21 protein-coding genes are annotated in these 20,944 nt (G+C 48.9%); 9 read left to right on the top strand and 12 right to left on the bottom strand.

The window, feature by feature from the left end; all coding sequences use genetic code 11:
• Positions 1–807 (bottom strand): EamA family transporter (locus tag CAG64_RS14325; protein ID WP_161489073.1); only part of this gene is annotated, 807 nt, incomplete at its 3' end.
• Positions 808–964: 157 nt separating this feature from the next.
• On the opposite strand from CAG64_RS14325, the gene CAG64_RS14320 reads away from it, so the two are divergent.
• The 4 genes from CAG64_RS14320 (at position 965) to creD (ending at position 5,077) form a co-directional block, all read left to right on the top strand.
• Positions 965–1,423, top strand: coding sequence for a GNAT family N-acetyltransferase (locus CAG64_RS14320; RefSeq protein WP_021706095.1), 459 nt, complete (start codon positions 965–967; stop codon positions 1,421–1,423).
• A 94-nt stretch (positions 1,424–1,517) separates the two neighbouring features.
• Positions 1,518–2,213, top strand: a complete 696-nt coding sequence (locus CAG64_RS14315) for a response regulator (RefSeq protein WP_021706096.1) — start codon at positions 1,518–1,520, stop codon at positions 2,211–2,213.
• Positions 2,210–3,652: a two-component system sensor histidine kinase CreC gene (gene creC, locus CAG64_RS14310; protein ID WP_161488921.1), complete on the top strand. Its 1,443-nt coding sequence runs from the start codon at positions 2,210–2,212 to the stop codon at positions 3,650–3,652. Before CAG64_RS14315 ends, creC begins: the two co-directional genes overlap by 4 nt.
• Positions 3,653–3,727: 75 nt before the next feature.
• On the top strand, positions 3,728–5,077 hold the full coding sequence (gene creD / locus CAG64_RS14305; RefSeq protein ID WP_161488920.1) for a cell envelope integrity protein CreD: 1,350 nt from the start codon (positions 3,728–3,730) through the stop codon (positions 5,075–5,077).
• A gap of 299 nt (positions 5,078–5,376) precedes the next feature.
• On the opposite strand, the gene CAG64_RS14300 is transcribed toward creD, so the two are convergent.
• Positions 5,377–6,051 (bottom strand): fructose-6-phosphate aldolase, encoded by a 675-nt coding sequence (locus tag CAG64_RS14300; protein WP_161488919.1) that lies wholly within the window; start codon positions 6,049–6,051, stop codon positions 5,377–5,379.
• A gap of 214 nt (positions 6,052–6,265) precedes the next feature.
• Between CAG64_RS14300 and CAG64_RS14295 the strand changes: the two genes are divergently transcribed.
• The gene (locus CAG64_RS14295; RefSeq protein ID WP_161457796.1) at positions 6,266–7,195 is read left to right on the top strand and encodes a glycyl-radical enzyme activating protein; all 930 of its coding nucleotides are present in this window, start codon (positions 6,266–6,268) and stop codon (positions 7,193–7,195) included.
• Between the two features lie 2 nt (positions 7,196–7,197).
• Entirely contained in the window at positions 7,198–9,621 is a 2,424-nt protein-coding gene (locus CAG64_RS14290) for a formate C-acetyltransferase/glycerol dehydratase family glycyl radical enzyme (protein ID WP_161457797.1), read from the top strand.
• Between the two features lie 187 nt (positions 9,622–9,808).
• Here the strand turns inward: CAG64_RS14290 and CAG64_RS14285 are convergent, their stop codons facing one another.
• Genes CAG64_RS14285 through CAG64_RS14275 form a run of 3 tightly spaced genes read right to left on the bottom strand, consistent with a single transcriptional unit; the run spans position 9,809 to position 13,080 of the window.
• Positions 9,809–10,222, bottom strand: a complete 414-nt coding sequence (locus CAG64_RS14285) for a hypothetical protein (protein WP_161457798.1) — start codon at positions 10,220–10,222, stop codon at positions 9,809–9,811.
• 12 nt (positions 10,223–10,234) lie between these two features.
• On the bottom strand, positions 10,235–10,786 hold the full coding sequence (locus CAG64_RS14280) for a hypothetical protein (protein ID WP_161489074.1): 552 nt from the start codon (positions 10,784–10,786) through the stop codon (positions 10,235–10,237).
• Positions 10,783–13,080 (bottom strand): PAAR-like domain-containing protein, encoded by a 2,298-nt coding sequence (locus tag CAG64_RS14275; RefSeq protein ID WP_161457401.1) that lies wholly within the window; start codon positions 13,078–13,080, stop codon positions 10,783–10,785. Before CAG64_RS14275 ends, CAG64_RS14280 begins: the two co-directional genes overlap by 4 nt.
• Positions 13,081–13,479: 399 nt before the next feature.
• On the opposite strand from CAG64_RS14275, the gene CAG64_RS14270 reads away from it, so the two are divergent.
• On the top strand, positions 13,480–14,091 hold the full coding sequence (locus tag CAG64_RS14270) for a LysE family transporter (protein ID WP_161448946.1): 612 nt from the start codon (positions 13,480–13,482) through the stop codon (positions 14,089–14,091).
• Positions 14,092–14,177: 86 nt separating this feature from the next.
• Here the strand turns inward: CAG64_RS14270 and CAG64_RS23650 are convergent, their stop codons facing one another.
• From CAG64_RS23650 to CAG64_RS14260, 3 genes are all read right to left on the bottom strand, one after another.
• A complete protein-coding gene (locus CAG64_RS23650; protein WP_021706106.1) occupies positions 14,178–14,330 on the bottom strand; it encodes a hypothetical protein in 153 nt (50 codons plus the stop codon).
• 160 nt (positions 14,331–14,490) lie between these two features.
• Positions 14,491–15,084 (bottom strand): NAD(P)H-dependent oxidoreductase, encoded by a 594-nt coding sequence (locus CAG64_RS14265; RefSeq protein WP_021706107.1) that lies wholly within the window; start codon positions 15,082–15,084, stop codon positions 14,491–14,493.
• Entirely contained in the window at positions 15,081–15,986 is a 906-nt protein-coding gene (locus tag CAG64_RS14260) for an EamA family transporter (RefSeq protein WP_161448948.1), read from the bottom strand. Before CAG64_RS14260 ends, CAG64_RS14265 begins: the two co-directional genes overlap by 4 nt.
• A 130-nt stretch (positions 15,987–16,116) precedes the next feature.
• On the opposite strand from CAG64_RS14260, the gene CAG64_RS14255 reads away from it, so the two are divergent.
• Positions 16,117–16,599, top strand: a complete 483-nt coding sequence (locus CAG64_RS14255) for a MarR family winged helix-turn-helix transcriptional regulator (protein WP_021706109.1) — start codon at positions 16,117–16,119, stop codon at positions 16,597–16,599.
• A gap of 46 nt (positions 16,600–16,645) precedes the next feature.
• Here CAG64_RS14255 and CAG64_RS14250 read toward each other — a convergent pair whose 3' ends face one another.
• Genes CAG64_RS14250 through CAG64_RS14240 form a run of 3 tightly spaced genes read right to left on the bottom strand, consistent with a single transcriptional unit; the run spans position 16,646 to position 19,465 of the window.
• Positions 16,646–18,127 carry an alkaline phosphatase D family protein gene (locus tag CAG64_RS14250; protein ID WP_161488539.1) on the bottom strand — a complete coding sequence of 494 codons (1,482 nt, stop codon included), beginning with the start codon at positions 18,125–18,127 and terminating at the stop codon, positions 16,646–16,648.
• Positions 18,128–18,155: 28 nt separating this feature from the next.
• Positions 18,156–18,485, bottom strand: coding sequence for a hypothetical protein (locus CAG64_RS14245; protein ID WP_161488540.1), 330 nt, complete (start codon positions 18,483–18,485; stop codon positions 18,156–18,158).
• A gap of 11 nt (positions 18,486–18,496) precedes the next feature.
• A complete protein-coding gene (locus tag CAG64_RS14240; RefSeq protein WP_161488541.1) occupies positions 18,497–19,465 on the bottom strand; it encodes a hypothetical protein in 969 nt (322 codons plus the stop codon).
• Positions 19,466–19,643: 178 nt separating this feature from the next.
• Between CAG64_RS14240 and CAG64_RS14235 the strand changes: the two genes are divergently transcribed.
• Positions 19,644–20,384 carry a DeoR family transcriptional regulator gene (locus CAG64_RS14235; protein ID WP_161488542.1) on the top strand — a complete coding sequence of 247 codons (741 nt, stop codon included), beginning with the start codon at positions 19,644–19,646 and terminating at the stop codon, positions 20,382–20,384.
• On the opposite strand, the gene CAG64_RS14230 is transcribed toward CAG64_RS14235, so the two are convergent.
• Complete coding sequence (locus CAG64_RS14230) at positions 20,381–20,899, bottom strand: DUF2799 domain-containing protein (RefSeq protein WP_161452677.1); 519 nt, start codon at positions 20,897–20,899, stop codon at positions 20,381–20,383. The two genes, CAG64_RS14235 and CAG64_RS14230, sit on opposite strands and share 4 nt — an antisense overlap.
• Positions 20,900–20,944 lie beyond the last annotated feature (45 nt).

Genomic DNA, 20,944 nt, shown 5'->3' with positions numbered 1-20,944 from the left:
GCCTAATACTAATGCACTGGTGGTGATATTGAGTAGTGTAATGGCCTCTCCGAGCCAAAGGGCACCAAGCAAGAGTGCGATGACAGGAACGGCCAACTGGCTGATTGAGGCTTGCAGCAAAGAAATCCGCGCGACAGCGATATACCAGAGAATGTAACCCAGAGCCGATGCCAGGGCTCCCGAGATGGTGGCCAGAACGATACCCTGCAAAGAGAGCGATGAGGAGAGGAGCAGCCAGGGCAGTGTTAGCAAGCTCAGTGCGGCAGCGACAATAAAGCCTTGTGTAATGGCTTTTTGCGGGGATTGAGCTTGTTTGCCGAGCAGTGTGAACGCAGCCCAACTCAACCCAGAGACGATCATCAACAGCGCAGCCAACGGATCCGGGCGACTGGCAGCGGGTGCCATCAGCCACACAAACCCCAGTAATGACACGATTACGCCGCATAGCTCCTGAGCAGTAAAGCGATTACCCTGCCAACGATATACCGCCAATAAGGTCAGTTGCACAGAACCAAACAGCAACAAAGCGCCTGTCCCGGTAGACAGTTCAAGATACGCAAACGAGAAAAAGATCGCATAACCAAATAACGCCAGGCCGGCTTGAATGCTAAAGCGCCAGTCACTGCGTAAGCCGATGGGGCGCCGTGTTAAAAAGGCAATGATTGCTAAGGTTAATGCACCAGAAAGCAAGCGCAGCAGGGTAAAATTGCCCGCATCGATCGCGCCGTTACTTAAAGCCAGACGACACAATAAGGAGTTGGCAGCGAAGGCTATCATTGCAGCAATGGTGATCAGCAGGGTTGGCACGGGTGGTATTCTCAGCAGCATCAATGGTTTGAGTATAACCTGTGCAGTCAGTCTATCTAGTTGATGAGGTTATTAGCGATTGCGTTTTGTTCTGAAAGTTTTTAGATTAAATCCCATCATTTCATGGAAGATGAATCACTTAGCACGGGAAAATGCAATGAAGATCGAAGTGGACAATTTGGATCGCGCAGCCGTTATTGCGCTGCTAGAAGAACATCTGGAAGACATGTACGCTACCTCTCCACCGGAAAGCGTACACGCGTTGGATCTCGGCAAGCTCAAACATCCTTCGGTGACGTTCTGGACAGGTTGGCAGGAAGAAGAGTTGTTGGGGTGTGCAGCGCTGAAAGAGTTAGACAATGACCATGCCGAGATCAAGTCAATGCGCACAGCGCGTAGCGCCCGAAATCGTGGGGTGGCGTCAGATTTACTTAGTCATGTGATTGAACAGGCCCGCTTGCGTGGCTATCGTCGGATCAGTCTTGAAACCGGTTCGATGGATTTTTTTCGTCCGGCAAGGACTTTGTATCAGAAGTATGGCTTCGAATATTGTGAGCCTTTTGCTGGCTATCTGCCGGATCCGAATAGCCGCTTTATGACGTTAACACTGGATTAAATGAACAAAGCAAAAAAGCATTCACACAGGCGGGATCAGGTCATTGGGCCAACATCGTGGTTTGCCATCACCAACAGCGTACGAGGTCGAGATATTGAGCGATAAGTTAACCGTAGTCATCATCGAAGATGAGGCGGCGATTGCTGAGAACCTCATTCATGTACTCGACATGGACGGTTACCACGCCGAGTGGTTTACCACAGCAGGAGAAGGGCTGGCGTATCTACAACACAATCCTGTTGCGCTGCTGGTACTTGATGTTGGTTTACCTGACGGCAACGGCTTCGAATTGTGTAAGACGATCCGCGAGTTTTCGGCCGTCCCGATTATTTTTCTGACCGCCAGAAACGACGAAATCGACCGCATTGTGGGGCTGGAAATTGGTGCGGACGATTATGTGACAAAGCCATTCAGTCCTCGGGAAATGCTGGCGCGTATTAAGCTGCGCATCAAGTCACGCGTTCCTGCGTCTCAGGCTATGTCCGCTGCGCTACCAGTCAGCCAAGAGCTGAGCGCACAAAACTTTGACTATTGCGTGAACGGTCAGATGCTGGGATTGACGGCGGCGGAGTTTAAGATTTTGCATAAATTGATCAACGCAGATTCCAAGGTGCTGAGTCGAGAGCAACTGATGCTTGCAGCGGACATGGCGCCAGACGCAGTGTACGAACGTAACATCGACACGCACATCAAAGCTATCCGCAGTAAGTTGAAACCTTTTAACCTTGCCGAGCGGATCTGCACAAAACGTGGTTTCGGTTACTTCTATCAGACGACAGGTGAATCATGAGTCGCTGGCCGAAAATTCCGCTCGGGTTACGGCTGTTCTTTCTCTATTTTGTCCTGGTAGGCATGACGGCATATATGGTGAGCCGAACCGTGATTCAGGAGCTGAAGCCGACCGTGCGTCAGACGACCGAAGAGACGCTGGTGGATATGGCGAATCTGCTGGCGGTGCTGGCCGAAGAAGACGTCGCCAATGGCCAGTTATCCCAGAGCCGCTTTTCGACACTGCTCACGTCTTATGGCCAGCGTGAACCTCAGGCGCGTATTTGGGAAATTGGCAAGAAAGCCATCAATCATCGAATCTATATTACCGATAAACAAGGCATTGTGATTGCGGATTCCTGGCAGCAGGATATTGGCCAGGACTTCTCGCAATGGAACGACGTGTATCTGACTCTGCGGGGACAATATGGGGCTCGCAGCACCGCGGACGACCCGAATGATCCCTTGTCGACAGTGATGTATGTCGCAGCGCCGATCTATCATGACGGTGAGATTATTGGCAGTGTCACGGTCGCTAAAGCGAATCGTTCAGTACAGCCGTTTATCGACCTGTCTAAGCGTAATGTGTTGTTTTGGATGGTGTGGATGAGCGGGCTGGTATTAATTGCCGGTGCTTTATTTGCGTGGCGCATTCACTCCGCGCTCAACAAGCTGGAGCAGTACGCACTGAAAACAGGCCAAGGTGAAAAGATTGCCAAGCCGACATTTCGGATTTTTTATGAGTACGGCACGCTCAGTGATGCGTTAGAGAAAATGCGTAATCAACTGGATGGCAAGCAGTATGTGGAAGAGTACGTGCAAACCCTCACACATGAACTGAAAAGCCCGTTGTCTGCCATCAAAGGGGCCAGTGAAATTCTGCAAATGCCGCTGCCGGACGAGAAAATCGCCCGTTTTGCCAACAATATTGAGCGTGAAAGTGATCGCATGCAGGCGCTGATCGACAGATTGTTGGAGCTGGCACGTTTGGAAAAGCGTCCACAGTTAGAGCATCTGGAGTCTATTTCACTGCAAGATACGGTGAACGACGTCGTACAAGCCGCAGACGCTCGCTTGAGCAGTAAAGCGGTGGTGTGTCGCGTTGACATTGACCCGAACAGTGTGATTGTCGGCGAACGCTTTTTGCTCAAACAGGCTCTATTTAATTTAATGGATAACGCGCTGGATTTTGTCGCACAGGAAGGCGAGATCACGTGGCAGGCGACGGTATCCGGGCCGACGATCCGACTGTCTGTCTTTAATTCCGGGCCTCATATTCCCGATTACGCCATGCCTCGCCTGACTGAGCGCTTTTATTCCCTGGCGCGGGAGAATGGGGTGAAAAGTACCGGATTGGGGCTGAATTTTGTCGAACAAGTGATGAAGCTGCACAATGGCACGCTTCGTATCGACAATGTCGCGCGGGGCGTGCAAGTGACGCTGAATCTGCCAACTCCATAAAAACTCCACACAGGCTCCATTCGTTCTCCACATTGATGTTTTAGAGTCAAAGCATCAATTCAGGGAGAACAAAACATGAAAAAAATCCTCAACAATCCACTCGGCATGAAATTTGGTTTCGTGCTGTTTTTGTTTGTACTACTTCAGATTCCGGTGTCCATGGTCAGTGGCTTGATCTCCGAGCGGTCGGATCGTCAGGAAGCCGTGCGTAATGACATTGCGCGCAGCAGCAGTGGTGAGCAGCGAATTATCGGTCCGTTTGTGTTAGTGGACTACGTTGAAACGGAGTCCCGAGAAGACAAAACGTATCGAACCCCGCGCCAGACATTCATTCTGCCCGACACTTTTGATATGAGCGCGGATCTCGATAGCTTTGAAAAATACCGCGGTATTTATCGCGCACGTCTGTATAAAGCGCAGACCAAATTAAAGGGCACCTTTGATCTCCGAGAGATAGAAACGCTGCGTAAGTTTGATATCAAAACCGTCAGTCTGGTTGTCGGGATCCAAGACAGTCGTGGGCTGATCCGCTTAGATGATATGACGTTGGCGGGACGCGCTCTCGATGTGGCGCCGGGCACCGGGTTAGATCAACTGCCACAAGGTTTTCACAGTGACTTAAGCCTTACGCAACTCGATGTGAGTCAATCGCTTGAGTTTGACCTCAACTTTTTACTGCAAGGCATGGGACAACTGCAAGTTACGCCGATTGGGAATCGGACGACGGTTGCGCTCTCATCGTCCTGGCCGCACCCGAGCTTTATCGGTGACTATTTACCTGTGTCTTCCGAGATTTCGGATTCTGGCTTTAACGCGCAATGGTCAAGCAACAACTTCTCCACCAATATTGCTCAATTATTCATGAGTTGTTTGTCATCCAACAGCGCTTGCCACGAGTTGGAACAGAGACAAATGGGGGTCGACCTGATCGAGCCGGTGGATCACTACCTGAAGTCCCATCGCACAGTGAATTACTCTTTATTGGTGATCACATTGGTGTTTGCCAGTTTCTTCCTGCTGGAAATATTTCAGGCGCGTCCGGTGCATCCGATTCAATACGGTTTTGTCGGATTGGCGCTGGCGCTGTTTTACTTGCTGCTGATTTCAATGAGTGAGCACATCGGGTTCAACCTTGCCTATCTGGTGTCGGCTCTGGCATCGACGGGATTGCTGAGTGTTTACGTGGGTGGCATGCTGTGCAATCGTAAGCAAGGTGCGGCGTTTGGCGTAAGTTTGGCGATACTCTATGGCCTGTTATTTGGGTTGTTGCAGGCAGAAAGCTATGCGTTATTGATGGGGACACTGCTCTGTTTTGCCATACTCAGCCTGGTGATGCTGTTGACCCGTCATGTGGATTGGTACGAACGCAGTCACAAAGCGGCTGATCAAGCCGATATCGCGAATTGCGATCGGTCTGGACCTTAATCAATGGCGAAAAAGAGTGTGCTTAGCGTGTCAACTGAGCACATATTCCCATGAGTCTGTTAGTGGAGAATGACCACATTATGAAGACGTACCTAAGCACCGAGCACTGGGAGTGCATCAACCAGCATGCGGTGACCCACACAGCGTTGTGCAAAAAGAGCAGACGGAGAGTACAGAAAAGTTTGTTGGAAAAAGTCGTTATTTGGGCTCAGCAACAGCAGGTCAGTCCATAACATCAGAGCAAGCGTTTTGTTGGGGAGGCCGGAGATGATCCCGGCTTACCCATTCAATCTTCTGGGTTAACTTTCAAATGAAAGCTTGTCACCAAACGTGAATTTCCAGTCTTTGTCAAATTGATCGACAGCCGGCTGAACTGCTGGATGAGAAAACATCTGCGCGGCCACATCGACAGGCAAGGTGATCGCTTCAATGCCTAACGTCATCACTTCCATCGCTTGTTGGGTATTTTTAAAACTCGCGGCCAAAATTTTTGCAGGCAGTTGGTTTTGATCCAGTAGCAATTGCAGGTCTGCAACCACTTCTACACCGTTCCCGTTCATCGTATCTATACGGTTCACATAAGGTGCAAGATAGTCAGCGCCGCACAATGCCGCAAGGAAACCTTGCTGAGCAGAGTAAATAGCGGTAGCGAGCACTTGAATTCCCTCTTTTTTCATTAACTTAATTGCCGCTAAGCCCGTTTCGGTTGCTGGCACTTTGACGACCATATCATAAGGTAATTCATGGATTTGGCGTGCTTCTTCTACCATGCCTTCTACAGTTGTGCTCACCACTTGAGCATGGAAACGGGGTGTGCCCCCTAACGCTTCTTGCATGCCAGCTAAGGTTTGGTTCAAGCCTTGTTTTGACTTCGCCAAAATACTTGGATTTGTGGTTACCCCTTTCAGAGGTAGGCATTGGTTAAAGCGTTTTACTTCTGCCACGTCAGCAGTATCTAAATAGAGTTCGATCATGGGTTCTACCTTATACAAAATCTTCGTTGTAATGATGGAATCACTATAGATCTGACAATCCGCTGAGATCTTGATTTTGATCAATTGTAATTTCAATTGAAACTATAATAATTTCACAAAACGAAAGTTAAGTGCCAATCTTTGATTATCAAATGAAGCTTTCAGCAAAAGAAAAGCGTGAAGAGTAGAAGAGCAAACCAAGAGGCGGACAGTAATGTATTTCAATATTCAGAGGTTCTCGACCCACGATGGTGATGGTATTCGCACCATTCTGTTTCTGAAGGGATGCAGTCTGTCCTGTCCTTGGTGCCAAAACCCAGAAAGCCGCAGTGAAAAGCACTCTCTTCTGTTTGATGAGCGCAGTTGTATGGCGGACTGCCAGCTTTGTGTGTCAGCTTATAAACAAACCGTAAACGGCGACATGGCGAACGATGGTATCCGACGCATTGACGATCACATCATCATCAATCGAAACGTCATGAGCGAAGCGCAGATCATTGCGCTGCGAAACGTATGTCCAACACAAGCGCTCAGCATATGTGGAGAAGCGGCGAAATCGGACGACCTGTTTGAAGTGTTGATGAAAGACAAGCCTTTCTACGATCAAAGCCAAGGTGGTGTGACGTTTTCTGGTGGCGAGCCGCTGATGCAGCCAAGTCTTGTGGCAGAACTTGCCGAACGTTTGCATCAAAACCACGTGTCTACGGCGGTGGAGTCGTGCATGCATGTTCCGTGGGAAAACGTAGAAAAAGTCGTGCCCTATATTGATTGCTGGTTAGCGGATCTTAAACACACCGACGAAGAAAAGTTTCTCCGCTGGGCGAAGGGATCGTTAAAACGCATCAAAGACAATTTTAGAAAATTGGCACCAATTGCCAAACGCATTGTGATTCGTGTGCCGGTTGTGCCGGGCTTCAATGACACCATTGATGAGCTCAAAGCGATCATTGATTTCGCAGCTTCATTAGAAAGCTGTCAAGAACTTCACTTGCTGCCGTATCACACCCTCGGCATCAATAAATACCGTTTGCTCGATATGCCTTACGAGTGTTCTGACAAACCATTAAATAATCCAGAACTGCTAGAAAACGCAATGCAATACGCAAGCGAACATACTCAACTTAACGTGATTGTTGGAGGTTAACCATGGACCTACATACCCTTCCAGAGCGAATCAAGGCCCACAAATCTGCACTGGTCAACATTGTAACGCCGCCTATCTGTACTGAGCGCGCAGAGGCTTATACTCGGGCGTATCAGGCAAATGAAGACAAACCTGTGATTGTGCAACGAGCGCTGGCGCTACAAGAGCACTTACGCACTCGTACCATTTGGATTAAGCACGACGAGCTGATTGTCGGTAACCAAGCGAGCAAAGTACGCGCTGCGCCGATCTTCCCTGAATACACGGTGCGTTGGATTGAAGCGGAAATCGACGAACTGGCCGACCGACCAGGGGCTGGTTTTGCGGTAAGTGAAGAAGACAAACAAAGCATTCACGCCATTACGCCATACTGGCGTGGTAAAACGGTTCAAGATCGCTGCTATGGACTCTTTACCGACGAGCAGCAAGAGATCTTAGCCAGCACCATCATTAAAGCAGAGGGCAACATGACTTCGGGCGACGCGCACCTTGCAGTGGATAACGAAAAAATCCTGAAGATCGGTATGAACGGTTTGCTGGATGAGGTTCGTCAGCATCGCGCTAATAACGACGTGTCGACGTATGATGGATTGAAGAAAGAGCAGTTTTATAAGTCCGTCGAAATTGTCTTGCTTGCGATTCAGGAGCACATGGTGAGTTACGCCGATCTCGCTCTGGAAATGGCACAAAACGAAACGCGACCAGAGAGGAAAGCGGAACTGGAGACAATCGCAGAAAACTGTCGTCATGTGGCTTTCCATGCGCCAACCAACTTCTGGCAAGCTCTGCAACTGAGCTATTTTGTGCAGTTGATGTTGCAAATTGAATCGAATGGCCACTCTGTTTCATTCGGTCGGATGGACCAGTTCCTAAACGACTACTACGTGCGTGATCTTGAAAGTGGTGCGATGAACAAAGCGTTCGGCCTTGAGCTATTGCAAAGCTGTTGGTTGAAATTGCTTGAAGTAAACAAGATTCGCTCTGGTGCGCACTCAAAAGCGTCGGCAGGTTCTCCTCTGTATCAAAATGTCTGTATCGGTGGCCAAAAGCTGAATGAGAATGGAGAACCTGAAGACGCCGTAAATCCGCTATCTTGGGCGATTTTGGAGTCTTGTGGTCAGCTACGTTCCACGCAACCGAACTTGAGTGTTCGCTATCATGAAGGTCTGAATCAAGCGTTCTTGATGGGCTGTATTGAAGTGATCAAATGCGGATTCGGTATGCCTGCATTCAACAACGATGAAATCGTCATTCCAGAGTTCATCAAGCTAGGTGTCGAGAAAGAAGACGCTTACAACTACGCGTCTATTGGCTGTATTGAAACTGCTGTTCCAGGCAAGTGGGGTTACCGTTGCACGGGCATGAGCTTCATTAACTTTGCGCGTATTTTACTGGCTGCGCTTAACGAAGGTGTGGATGCAACGACGGGCAAAGCCTTCTTGCCGCATGATAAGTCGCTAGCAAAAGGTAACTTCGAGAGCTTTGAGCAAGTCACCGCTTCTTGGGCGGAGCAAATTCGCTACTACACACGTAAATCGATTGAGATCGATACCGTAGTCGACAGCGTGCTTGAGCAGCAAGCGCAAGATATTTTCTGCTCATCGCTGGTGGATGACTGTTTGGCGCGTGGTAAAACAGTAAAAGAAGGCGGAGCGAAATACGATTGGGTATCTGGCCTGCAAGTGGGCATCGCCAATTTAGGTAACAGTTTGGCGGCGATCAAACATTTGGTGTTTGAAAAAGCACAAATCAGCCAAACGGAACTGGCAAAAGCATTAGAAGAAGACTTCGTTGGTATTGAGAACGAACAACTTCGCCAACGCTTAATAAACTTCGCGCCAAAATACGGCAATGACGACGATTATGTCGACCAATTGCTGGCTGATGCTTACCAAGTTTATATCGATGAGTTGGCGCAATTTGTCAATACACGTCATGGGCGCGGTCCAATTGGTGGCGGCTACTACGCGGGAACATCGAGCATCTCTGCCAACGTGCCATTTGGCGCATCCACGATGGCAACACCAGATGGTCGAAAAGCGAAAACGCCACTGGCGGAAGGCGCAAGTCCAGCATCGGGCTCTGACCGTTTGGGACCAACGGCGGTGTACAACTCTGTCGGTAAAATTCAAGCCAATAAAATCTTGGGTGGTGTGCTGCTTAACCAGAAGTTAAACCCAGCGGCTGTCGCTTCAGAAGGAGATAAGCTCAAGCTATCGATGCTGATTCGTACCTTCTTTAATCACCACAAAGGTTGGCACGTGCAGTACAACATCGTCTCTCGTGAAACCTTGCTGGCGGCGAAAAAGAACCCTGAGCAATATCGCGATCTCGTCGTACGAGTTGCGGGCTATTCAGCCTTCTTTACCGCGCTGTCACCAGACACGCAGGATGACATCATCGCCCGTACCGAACACGAGCTGTGATGGTTTCAATACCTACTAACCGAAAAGGCGCCGTTTAGATCCATTGTTTATATTTTTTATTACCCATATTGCCATTTATAAAAATTGAAAACGCTCACTGGCCTGGCCGCTCACGGTATCCATTTTAAGGGCTGGGCCTGGCTTGTTGACAGAAGGCCCAGTGCTCTAGGGTTAGCAAGCTAGTGAGTTAGTACAGTTTATCAAACCAAACATCGACCGCTCCTGCTTGTTGCAGCCCGGCAAGGAAGTCGGTGTTGATAACGAGCTCTTTTCCATCCCACGCCAGTGGCGTGTCTTTTAAGCCGTGCTCATCGAGAGAAGCCAGCTCCGGTAGGAGAGCAAAATCGATAAAGGTATACTCTGTGCACACTTTATCCAGATCATGCTCGGAATTGGGCGTGTTAAAATCCAACTCTCCCCACCACTGTGTGAGTTGATCTAGCCATTTTTCGTCAAGTTCCTCGAGGATATCGTCATAGATATACAGCGTTTTGATGTCACCAAAATGCATATACACATCCGGTTGCGTGAACACAAATTTCGCGCGGTTTTCAGGCAGAACAGTGGCCACAGCGGCTTTGTCAAAAGGAATGAATGTCATACTACGTCCTTGTTAAATAGCCTGTTCGCAGGGTTTAAACGTGGTGTTGATCGGATTGGTCGCCATGATGCGCTCTACGATGGAACGATGAAAAAGAATGCGCGCTGACTCTGCCATCATAAAAATGAGCCTCTGATTGAGAGGGGTTTGCGCGAGTAACGTTTCATCTAGCACCAATTTTTCTAACCCCGTTATTCCGCCCAATGAATCAATGGACGAGTACTCCGACTTCTCAAGATCGGCACATTTAAGTTCTTGCAGATAGTTGATGAACAAATATTCGCGGTGTCCATTGGCATTACTGATGTATGCAGGCACCCAATTGATGCCATAGAGGTATTGTAGACCCGCTTCCATTACCACTCGTTTAGACAACGCGATTACTTTTGTGCGCACAAATTCAGGAGTTTCATAGTCTTCTTCCGGTTTGAAGGTTTCGTAGATACGAATAGGTTCAATTGGCGGGCGGGCGCACTCTTTATAATTGATATAACGCTTATCGTGGTCACTCACTTCAGTCATCGCACAGGGACCACTGCTGGTAATTAAATAATATTCACTCATTTTCCTATCTCTAATGTATTGCCAATCAACGCTTTGGTCATCAGTTGTCCTTTGGCGTTTTTTAAATCGTGCTGACCTAGTGGATGTTTTTTCCTTTGAATGCATGGGATGCGCTTTTTGCTTTTTCTCTCGGTTTTGCCATTGGCACAACCAATACTCATACCAGAGCGATAGTCCTTACCAAAACCTGTGATGGTCCAACGGAAATCATCAATATATCCTACTCCGCGTTTACTTAAATCCCTCATTTTTGTAAAGAATTCATGATCTTGTTTTTTATCATAACAAAACCTGCCAGTTTCAATAAATTTCTCTATTTCTTCTAACTCGTCTCGTATTGCCTTTATATAGGTAGCGTTTGCGACACGCAGCTTAGCGTCCAATGAATCCGGGATGTCTTCGCCCGTTTTCATCAGTTCTAAAAAATTGGTGTAGTCAATGCCCCTGGCGTGCGGCCCTTTGTGTATCGCCACTCCTAACTGACAGGCAACGTCAGTGGCCGACGGCAAAAACACCCCGTTTTTGGTTTCATCAATGTCATATTTAAAATGGTTGCGGTACGTTTTCCATTCATCGTTCATGACGGATTTAGAAGTGATCACGTGATGAGCTTGCAGGTTACCCGAACTGGTATTGCGTTTATCACACCAAGGGTGATTTTTGTAATCTTTGCCGGCCGGGTTTTTGGTAGTGATACCAGCATGCCAGCCATCATTCAGCAGGTTTTTAGCTAAAAAGGCACTGTTGCCCTTTTTGTCATATTTGCCAGATTGAGGACGCTTTGCGCCTTTACAGAATTTCTTGTTGTTTTCCTTTGCGCCTTTTTTGATGGTTCTGCCGCACAGTGGGCAATCGTTCTTTTTTTTCTTATCTTTTTGGTTAGCGACGTCATTCCGATTTCCATGTTGGGCGGTAGGTTTCGCATCGTAGGTTGAACGGGCGGGATACACTTTGCCGGATTTGGCGGTGATTCTGGCCACGTTGTCGTCCATCTCTTTCATGACTTGGTTGAACATATCGGGGGCCATGTCATCGATAATCTTTAGTTCAACGCCTACCGATTTTAAGGTATTACTCAGTGCGGCATAGCCTAATCTGTTTGCGTACCCCGCCATTTCTTCAAACGCTTCAATAGATGGGATAAGGACATCGGACAAGATTTTGGCACAGTCTTGGGTATATTTCGTGAATTTTAATTCGCGCAAAAATTTTTCAGGATTCCCTTTGCCCAACTTGCGTAAAATGGCCAGAAGATCATCCAATCTGATGTCTTTGCCGATATTAACGATGATTTTTCCGACGCCTTTGAGCACACTGCCAAGGGAAGGAATGCAACCAAGGAGACTCAGCGTCAGGTTGACCCAGTTTTCTGTTTTTTCTCTTCCTTCTTCATTGCTCAATTTCATGATATTCGCCACGATATCTCGTACGTCTGCGGCTTGATCAACAAACGGGATCATTGTAATGCCCGCACTCGTGATAATTTGAGCGATAGTCTGGTCTTCGTTGAAGTCCCCTTGTATGACCCCCCATACCCACTGAAATGCACCCAATATTGAAGATTTGGTGGACTCCCAATACCCTGGCTTTCCTTTTTTTGCCTGGTTGATGATGTCTTCGGCAGTCGCTGCGGCATTAAAATCCGGGTTTGCCTCAGTTGGCTCATTCGGGACAAAATCTCTGGCGTCTTCGCCATATTCAACGGAGTATTCTCCTGGCGCGAGTCCGCTAACGCTGGCTTTGCCTTCGTTGTCTAAATGCCCCTCAAACTTGGTATTTTGGCTATCGATGACGGTATACGAAGCATCTTGAACCGCGTCGCCATCTGAATAACGCAGCGACAGATCGATTGTATATGTGCCCTCATTATCGGGGGTGTGCTTAACAGAACTTTGCATTAAGCCACCGAGGCACAGAGTGTTCGCACTGTTCATCGTCATTTGATCGCTTAAGCGACACACGGCTTTGCCTTCAATTTTAACCGTAGGTGAACTGGATATAAATTCGGCTTCTGCTTCTATGGTGCCTGATGCGACGCCTTTTTTATCCCCGCCAGCATCTCCGGTACTCTTGGAAAATTTACAGCCTTTGATCGCAATACTATTTGCGCCATCTGCGGAGACTGTTTTGCTTCCGTTAACGAGGTCGGTCGACTTTGCGCTATTCCCGTAGGGAATGGGGACCACGGCATTCCCCACCGTTGTTAAGCACACATCAGGTAAAGTGGCATTGGCTTCGCCGCCGGAGCCTTTATGGACAATGCTTAGTCCATCGGCATTAATTGTTATGCTCATCGAGTTCTATTAACATGCTGATAAATAAGGCCATATTATCATATTGGCTATGCGGATATTTACTGAATTTATAGTTAGAATAACTAAATATTGAACTTTTATGTGTGCATTATGTTGCTTACTTGGGTTGTTTCTGTGTAAGTTAACTATCAAGCCAAGTTTCTACAAAATATTAAACGAGTTAACGCTAGCACCAAAATGTATAAAGAGCGTGATCCCGAAGTGTTTTATCTCAGTGATAACACCAAAAGCTTATTACCGAACAATGACACGCAATTGAGTTTCAACAGGTGTTTAATGTTTCATGACGTAAGGCATTCGATGTAAATAGTGTTGCTTATGCTGGCTCCGAGAGATGTGCGGAAGCAGTGAAAACTAAAAGCAAGGAAAGGAATTAGTGTGGAGAATTACGTTGTATACGTTTTGTTAGCGGCAGCAACCATTTGTTTGCCGGGGCCGGCGGTAATGCTGACCGTCAATAACGCCATCCAGAATGGAATACGGAAAGCATTCGCTGGCATATTGGGTATTGCTACGGGCATCTTGTGTATCTCCGCTATTTCAGCCACCAGTCTGGGGGTGGTCCTTTCCCAGTCGGTATTTATTTTTACCGCCATCAAGTTGCTCGGGGCTATGTATTTGCTGTATCTCGGAGTCAAAATGTGGCGTTCCGATGCCAGACTCTCATCCCGTCACGGGGCGGCGAGTCGTTCTCACTATCAGTGTTTTAGTGAAGGTGTGTTGGTGTCGATTTCAAATCCCAAAGCCATCGTATTTTTTATGTCGGTCTTCCCACAGTTCATCGATGTTTCTCAGTCGCATACGCCACAACTCATTCTGTTGTCGGTTACGTTCTGTGGCCTGGTGGTGGTGATTCACAGTGTGTATGCGCTGTTCTCATCGGCGGTCAGGGTCAAACTGGTTTCAGAGAAAAGCAAAAAAGTGATGAATAAAGTCAGTGGTGGGGTGTTTGTTGGATTTGCCGCTGGTCTGGCCGCTTCCACTAAGTGATGGCGAGTGGCTCTGACATGGGGCGTTGAAGCAAAACAAAAAGGCAGCGTAAGCTGCCTTTAGTTTTGGGTAATCGAGCGGGTCGATTACGCTTTTTTCAGATCATGAGCAGGGTACGTCAGCGAGATTTCACCCACTTTGACGTGAACGTAAAAACCACCGCCACTGAGGCCAACCACTTTCATTTGGCCCAGATCAACACCTTTTGTCGCAACGACGACATCATCAACTGCAAACATTTTAACACCTTGATTTTGGGTAAGAGTATGACAAATCTTCTGGCTGGCATTCTAAGCAGATTCCGCATTGTTCACCTAATCAGAGTGTTTGTCGTCAAGATTAAACTTTGCTATGCAACTTGATTGTCATTGGCGGCGTTCTTCCCGGATATGAGCCTCCTTACATGCCATAGCGGAACGGTTTACCGGCCTGCAGCATATCCCGATGAACTGGCTTCAGTGCGTGTGCGTAAGCGGCCAACAGGCTCAGCGTATATTGACTTCGCGCCTGCATGAACTCGCCAGCGTCTGTCAGTTCCAGATTGAGTGAGGTGTCAATGTCACGGAAGATCAAATGGTCCGGCAGAAAGCAGACGTGGTTGTTTTTGCTGCCCGTCATGCGCAATTCACTGATCGGATACACGCCGTTGACACTGGCGGACACACTGACCGCCAAAGCGGGTTTGTGTGCCAGCTCATCGTCGGTGGTCAGCAATAGAAAGTTTTTTAGTGCAGGTGTCGCCATACCGTGCCACTCTGGGGTAATGAAGACAAACGCATCAGACGCTTTAAGGGTTGACGCGACTACTTTCCACGGGCTCCATTCTTCACTGCCATTCCAGACGCCTTCATTCCACAAAGGCAAGTTAAGTTCATGCAGATCAAGGATCTGCGTTTGATCGAAATGTGGTGCCGCAATATGTTTCAGGTATTTTGCGACGTTGAAGCTTTGTGACTGCGCACGTTGGCTGCCGGAGATGATGGTGAGTTTCATGCGAATTCCTTTTTCGTGTTGGTCAAAGAGGTTGATTGAGATGAATGAGACTTAGGCGCGGCCAGCAAGATGGACAACAAAATGGCCGCCGCGCCGCACAGTTGTAACCAGGTTAGCGATTGGCCGAGGACGATGTAACCGAGCACGACAGCGGAAACACTGCTCAAGAAGCCCAGAAACGATACGGTGATGGTGGGCAGTTTCTCGATGCCCCGAAACCAAAGTGAGTAGGCAAGCATGGCCCCCACTACCGTCAGATATCCGTAGCCAAGATAGTTTTTGATGCTGAGGTGTTCCGGAAAGCCTTCCATCCACAATGCCACCGGTAGCAACATCAAACCGCCAAAGAGCAGTTGCCAACCCGTGAAGCTAAGCAGTGTCATGCCAGACGGACGTCCCCAACGTTTGGTCATCACGACCCCGGACGCCATGCTGACGGTGCCCAGCAGGCCAATCAGTATTCCATTGGTGTTTAATTCCGCTTGATTATTGAGTACGAGCAGGGCGATGCCACCCATGCCGAACATGCTGGCGATCCCTTGTTTCATACTGAGCGTATTGCTAAGCAGTACATAGCTCAGCCCCATCACCAGTACCGGTTGAATCGACATCACCAACGCAGCCATCCCACCGGGAAGATACGTAGCGGCAAAGAATAGGCAGTAGAAGAAAAATCCAATGTTCAGGAAGCCCAAAATGGCCAGACGTGCCCACCATTTGCCTTGAGGGAGAGTCTGACTGAGCATCACCAGCACAATACCCGCCGGGAGTGCTCTGAGCATTGAGGCGATAAGCGGGCTGTTGGCCGGTAGCAGTTCCGTCGTCACTATGTAGGTACTGCCCCACACAATGGGGGCGATGGCGGTCAGCGCCAATGTCATCAGAAGTTGAATCCGTTGCATGTTGATATTCCTGTGTGGCTATATTTCTCTTATAAAAGTATCTTTTATGAAAGATACTTTTTAAAAAATAATAGAGATTTAACTTTCGATCAAGTATCTTTTTTGAAAGATATTTTTGGAGAAAAGATGTATGCAAGACCCAGTAGACGGCATTTTGCGGCAGTGGAGTGAGGCCAGACCTGATTTGGATTGTTCTGCGATGGGAGTTGTCGGACGCTTGCGCCGGGTCAATCAAAGTTGGCAAAAGCAGCTTGAAACAGTGTTTGAGGCACATCAGTTGAGCAGTATCGAGTTCGACATTCTCGCGACGCTAAGACGCAGTCAAATGCCACTGACGCCAACGGAGTTGTATCAAACCCTGATGTTATCGTCCGGCGCGATGAGTACTCGGATTGAAAAGCTGGTGCAACGTGGTTTGATAGAGCGGATTGCCAGTGAAAACGACCGCCGTAGCTGTAAAGTACGATTGTCGGAAGAAGGCCAGCGCGCGCTTGATGCCGCACTCGAGTCGCATGTAGAAAACATGAATACCATGTTGGACATGCTGGAAGAGGACGAGAAAACTCAGTTGGCCATGTTATTGAAAAAAGTATTGGTTGCCAATGTATCATGACCGAACCGGCGCTCCATGGCGCCGGTCGGCCCGAACAAGTTTACGGTCAGAGTATCGGAAAGGCGGGGGTGTCTTTGCCTTCGGTTAGCCAGTTCACCCACAGTTTCTGGTCGCTACCTTCCAGCAACGTCGCGAAGTTACGTGTGCGAATGTATTTGTCTGAACCGTATGGCCTTAGCATATCGGCGACAATGTGATGATTCTCATCCAGATATTCTGTACGGTCATTGGTAATTGCGCAGATCCCCAGCCATTGCATATAACTTGGCGCCGGGTGCACGATGCCGGATGACACGACCTGATGCACTGCGCGATTGTCAGCACTGCGCAGATCGCGGATAACTCCTAACGCGCCAACATGCACATCGCCGGATAAAATCACACTGCGCCCCTGACGCCGTGTGCCGCTGTCCAGCAGATGCATGATCAGGCGTGAACGTTCTCCTTCATGCTCTTTCGCTCGCCAGTGATCTTTGAGGTCGTCGGTCAGCTCCTCTTCCCATGGCGTAGCATCCACGGCATTTTCGGCAAAGGAAAAGTCCCGGTACACCACCGGGACGGCGCTCATGACCAGCAGAGTCTGGTTGTTGTTGTGCTTTAGATATTTCGTGACGGACTGCCACTGAGCGGATCCCATGACTTGAGACAAGGTGCGTTCAGAGCGATTGTCCAGCACCAAAATATCGTAGCCGTGAAAGCTTAGGGCGGCGCCATAGTGCGTGCGAGGCTGGTTATTTGCTGACATTAAGCTTTGGTTCTGCACGCCCCGGATTTGTAGTAACTCGAAATGTTTGCGTGCGGAACGGAAAATAGCCTGATAGACGTCACATGTCTGAATGTCTTCTGGGTAACTGCCCCAGCCATCGAAGATATCGTGGTCGTCCCACATCATAATCGACGGAATAGAAGCCAGCATGCTGGCGATGGGTTCTTTGTTCCAGCGGTCGACATACAATTCACTGTAGAAGCGATCAATTTGTCGAGTCATATCCTTAGTGGCCCGGCGTTTTACCTTGTCTTTGCGATCGAGTTCATTCCAGCGTTTCAATGCGGTGATTTTGGTCCAGATCGAGTCGGCGTATACCTGATCGCCCCCCATCAGGAGTAGGGAGAATGGTTCACGCTGGTGCTCCTGTGCCATGGTTTCCCAGAGCCGAAAAGGTGCTTCGGTGCTGTTCATCAGGGTTAAATCCGAGAAGCCGTTACACGATGCGTACGCAAACTTTGGTTTCTCTTTGTCGCCAGGAACATAGAACGACCAGCGCTGCTTGCCACGCTGATCGAGTAGCGTCAGGCCATCTTGTTGCAGTGTATAGTCAATGGTTTCCTCGCCCGCAGAATCAATGTTGAGCTCCATGCGCCATACTTTGCCATTGTCGATCTCCCCAATCAGCTGGGCTGGTACGGGTTGATGATGCGGATAGCTGACATTTACCGAGCCTGCTGATTGGTCGGTAACCACCACGACCGTATAATGGTGGTCTGATTCCAGTCCCAGGATCGGGCCTAGAACAAGCTTTTTATGCATACTGACTTCCTTTATTTTCTGCTTGTATTCAACGAATGACGTCTGCCATCACTGAGCTGACTTTAGAAACCGTATTAAGTACCTTTGCTACGCTTTCAAACTGCTCGATTTGGTTATTCAGATCGTCGCGAGCCTGCTGGCTCTGGCGACGCAGTTCGCTCAGCAAATGCATCACGTCAGCTACCTGACTGGTGTCTGTCAGAGAGGCACTAACCAGATCATCGTACTGCAATCTCAAGGTACGCTGTTTGTGCCACAGTTCGTCATACTCCCGACTTCCTATGGTCATGACGGCCATCAACTGATTGATTTGAAGCAATGTTTCGTACAATTCATTTCTTAGCTCGGTTTTATCCATGGTTCAATTCCTCATTCCGGACAACGGGCGGAGCGGGCTCCAACCACTATCTGATTCGGGCAGGTTTGCATCATTTCTTCGAGGGAGGCGAACATCTTGTGAGTGGCGTGCAGTTCGCTGACCGATTTCTTCAGGGCATCAGAGGTGAAACGATCCGCGGCGACTTCGGTGGCGATGACATGATGTGCTCGGGCCATTTTGCGCAGCGCGCTGGCGGTTGCTTCCACCGACGCCAGGCTAGCCATCATGGCTGAATACTTGTCATAGCTTTGCTCAACCGCCTCATGCCGCCGTAATAAATCACTGCGTGATGTGTTGTTGACCGCTGTCAGGTAGAGCGACAGCTCCGTATCACGCGCGATTTCAAGCCGGCGAATAAAGTCCTGACGGAGGATATCCGCTGCCAGACGTTCGGTCAGTTCTTGCACCAGCGGATCTGCGTCCATGACAACGGCTTTGATGGCGTCGGCACGTTTGTTTTGCAGGTAAGTGGCGCTGATCTGGCCGATCACCCGTCCACCGGTCGCGCTTTGATCTTGGGTCAGCAGCGTTTCTGACTGGAGTTTTTCGTACGATTTGTTCAGCGTGTTCAACGATTCAATCAGTTCCACACTAGCCAGAGCAACCGCCTGATCGCTGGCTGTCATACTCAGATGGAACAGAGACTGCGCATACTGGTGCAGTGCTTGATTGGCCTGAAACAGGGCGACCGCGTTAATGTCTGGCAACCCAGATCGCGCCGCTCCGGCTAAAGCATCTTTGGTGACGCTGTGTGGGCTGGTGGTCAGAGTCGCCAGCTCTTCGTTGCGTGCTGAGTGGTTGTAATCATCGATAAGTGTTTGCACCCGAGATGTCACCTGAGTGGCATCTTTACTGTAGGCTGCAATATAGGCGGTCGGTGTTGTTGAGCAGGCGCTGACCGCCAGCGCCATGAACAGCCAAGCCAGGCGTGCGCCGCGAAAGAGCAAAAGAGGTGTCATCTGCGTGATATCCTTTCAATGCGTATGGGAAAGAATAAGTATGACCATAAATGCATATTAATGATGTGACTCTGGTTAAGAAGTGCTCATTTTATGAATGCATTCGCGAGCGGGGCGATGTTTCAAATGAAACCTGTGTGCGGTAAGATATGAAAGTTAATACGTAACGGAGAAGACGGTGAACTCAAGGCAAAATGAAATCCTGCAGGTCGTGAATGAGCGCAAGCGCGTGCAGGTGACGGAACTTTCTGACTTGCTCGGCGTGTCAGGAGTAACCATCAGGCAGGATTTGAATGTTCTTGAGCAACAGGGCTATTTAAAACGGGTACACGGTGCCGCAATGGCACTGCAAAGTGATGACATGGATAGCCGTCTGACTGTTCGTTTCGATATAAAGCAGGCGTTGGCTAATAAAGCGGCGGATTTGGTCGCGGCTAATGAAACGGTTCTGATTGAAGGTGGAAGTGCGAATGCTTTGCTGGCGCGTACTCTGGCAGAACGTGGCGACGTGACCATTATTACGCCGTCAGCGTACATTGCGCATTTGATACGCAGTACATCGGCCAATATTATTTTGCTCGGTGGTGTTTATCAGCATCAGGGGGAAAGCCTGGTGGGGCCGTTGACCAGGTTATGTATTGAAAATATCCATTTCAGCACTGCCTTTCTGGGCATTGATGGCTATCATCAGGATACCGGATTTACCAGTCGCGATATGATGCGTGCCGATATTGCGGCGGCGATTATCGCCAAGAAACGGCGCAATATTGTTTTGACCGATTCGAGCAAGTTTGGTCAGATCTATCCGTCGGCCATCGGACCAACCAGTGCCGTCTCTGTGCTGTTGACAGACGATGCCGCCCCTGAGGGCGACATCGAGTATTTAAGCCAGAATGGTGTCTCGGTTATTCTGGGCTAGAAGTCGAAACGAAAGTTAACGTTTGGCGTCAGCAGTGACGAGCGTTCACGCGCCAGATCTTTGCGCTGCGCACGAAGCCTTTCCAGCTTCTTTGAATCGCCTTTATCTGCTGAGGAAATCTGACGGTCAAGATCGGCGATTTGGTTATTCAGCTCAGTCAGCCGTTGCTGACGCTGGTATTCCAGTTTGCCGAGCTGATAGTTTTTCAGGAATTGGTCGCTATCGCATACGCCGTAGTAAGTTCGCCCTTGAGAGCCGACCACGTAACCGTTGTTGGGTGCGCAGTAAAGTCGTGTACCCTGAGAGAAACCCTTTTGCCATGCCACTTTATCCACCACAATGTTGGCTTCCGCACAATCGGAGGCGTAATCATTGACGATGTTTGGATTATTGCCGTTCTGGCCGTCCCGATATCCGGTTTGATACCAGTCTGCTGTCTGACACTCTTCCACACTAATACTTGAACAACCGGCAAGCGTGCTTACCGCAAATAGAGCCATCAGCGACGTCTTCATGCTGATCCATTCCTCTGTTGAATAATAGACTCACAGCATAATCGA

Origin of the sequence: Vibrio sp. V38_P2S17PM301, assembly GCF_009904845.1 — a bacterium.
Classification (GTDB): domain Bacteria; phylum Pseudomonadota; class Gammaproteobacteria; order Enterobacterales; family Vibrionaceae; genus Vibrio; species Vibrio proteolyticus.
The sequence above is the reverse complement of the archived record's forward strand: the minus strand, read 5'-3'. Positions and strand labels throughout refer to the sequence as shown.

What these genes read in the sequence shown, in the direction of transcription:
- CAG64_RS14320 (WP_021706095.1), top strand. Translation starts at nt 965, where the DNA reads ATGAAGATCGAAGTGGACAATTTGGATCGCGCAGCCGTTATTGCGCTG.
- creC (WP_161488921.1), top strand. Translation starts at nt 2,210, where the DNA reads ATGAGTCGCTGGCCGAAAATTCCGCTCGGGTTACGGCTGTTCTTTCTC.
- creD (WP_161488920.1), top strand. Translation starts at nt 3,728, where the DNA reads ATGAAAAAAATCCTCAACAATCCACTCGGCATGAAATTTGGTTTCGTG.
- CAG64_RS14300 (WP_161488919.1), bottom strand. Translation starts at nt 6,051, where the DNA reads ATGATCGAACTCTATTTAGATACTGCTGACGTGGCAGAAGTAAAACGC.
- CAG64_RS14295 (WP_161457796.1), top strand. Translation starts at nt 6,266, where the DNA reads ATGTATTTCAATATTCAGAGGTTCTCGACCCACGATGGTGATGGTATT.
- CAG64_RS14290 (WP_161457797.1), top strand. Translation starts at nt 7,198, where the DNA reads ATGGACCTACATACCCTTCCAGAGCGAATCAAGGCCCACAAATCTGCA.
- CAG64_RS14285 (WP_161457798.1), bottom strand. Translation starts at nt 10,222, where the DNA reads ATGACATTCATTCCTTTTGACAAAGCCGCTGTGGCCACTGTTCTGCCT.
- CAG64_RS14280 (WP_161489074.1), bottom strand. Translation starts at nt 10,786, where the DNA reads ATGAGTGAATATTATTTAATTACCAGCAGTGGTCCCTGTGCGATGACT.
- CAG64_RS14275 (WP_161457401.1), bottom strand. Translation starts at nt 13,080, where the DNA reads ATGAGCATAACAATTAATGCCGATGGACTAAGCATTGTCCATAAAGGC.
- CAG64_RS23650 (WP_021706106.1), bottom strand. Translation starts at nt 14,330, where the DNA reads ATGTTTGCAGTTGATGATGTCGTCGTTGCGACAAAAGGTGTTGATCTG.
- CAG64_RS14265 (WP_021706107.1), bottom strand. Translation starts at nt 15,084, where the DNA reads ATGAAACTCACCATCATCTCCGGCAGCCAACGTGCGCAGTCACAAAGC.
- CAG64_RS14260 (WP_161448948.1), bottom strand. Translation starts at nt 15,986, where the DNA reads ATGCAACGGATTCAACTTCTGATGACATTGGCGCTGACCGCCATCGCC.
- CAG64_RS14255 (WP_021706109.1), top strand. Translation starts at nt 16,117, where the DNA reads ATGCAAGACCCAGTAGACGGCATTTTGCGGCAGTGGAGTGAGGCCAGA.
- CAG64_RS14250 (WP_161488539.1), bottom strand. Translation starts at nt 18,127, where the DNA reads ATGCATAAAAAGCTTGTTCTAGGCCCGATCCTGGGACTGGAATCAGAC.
- CAG64_RS14245 (WP_161488540.1), bottom strand. Translation starts at nt 18,485, where the DNA reads ATGGATAAAACCGAGCTAAGAAATGAATTGTACGAAACATTGCTTCAA.
- CAG64_RS14240 (WP_161488541.1), bottom strand. Translation starts at nt 19,465, where the DNA reads ATGACACCTCTTTTGCTCTTTCGCGGCGCACGCCTGGCTTGGCTGTTC.
- CAG64_RS14230 (WP_161452677.1), bottom strand. Translation starts at nt 20,899, where the DNA reads ATGAAGACGTCGCTGATGGCTCTATTTGCGGTAAGCACGCTTGCCGGT.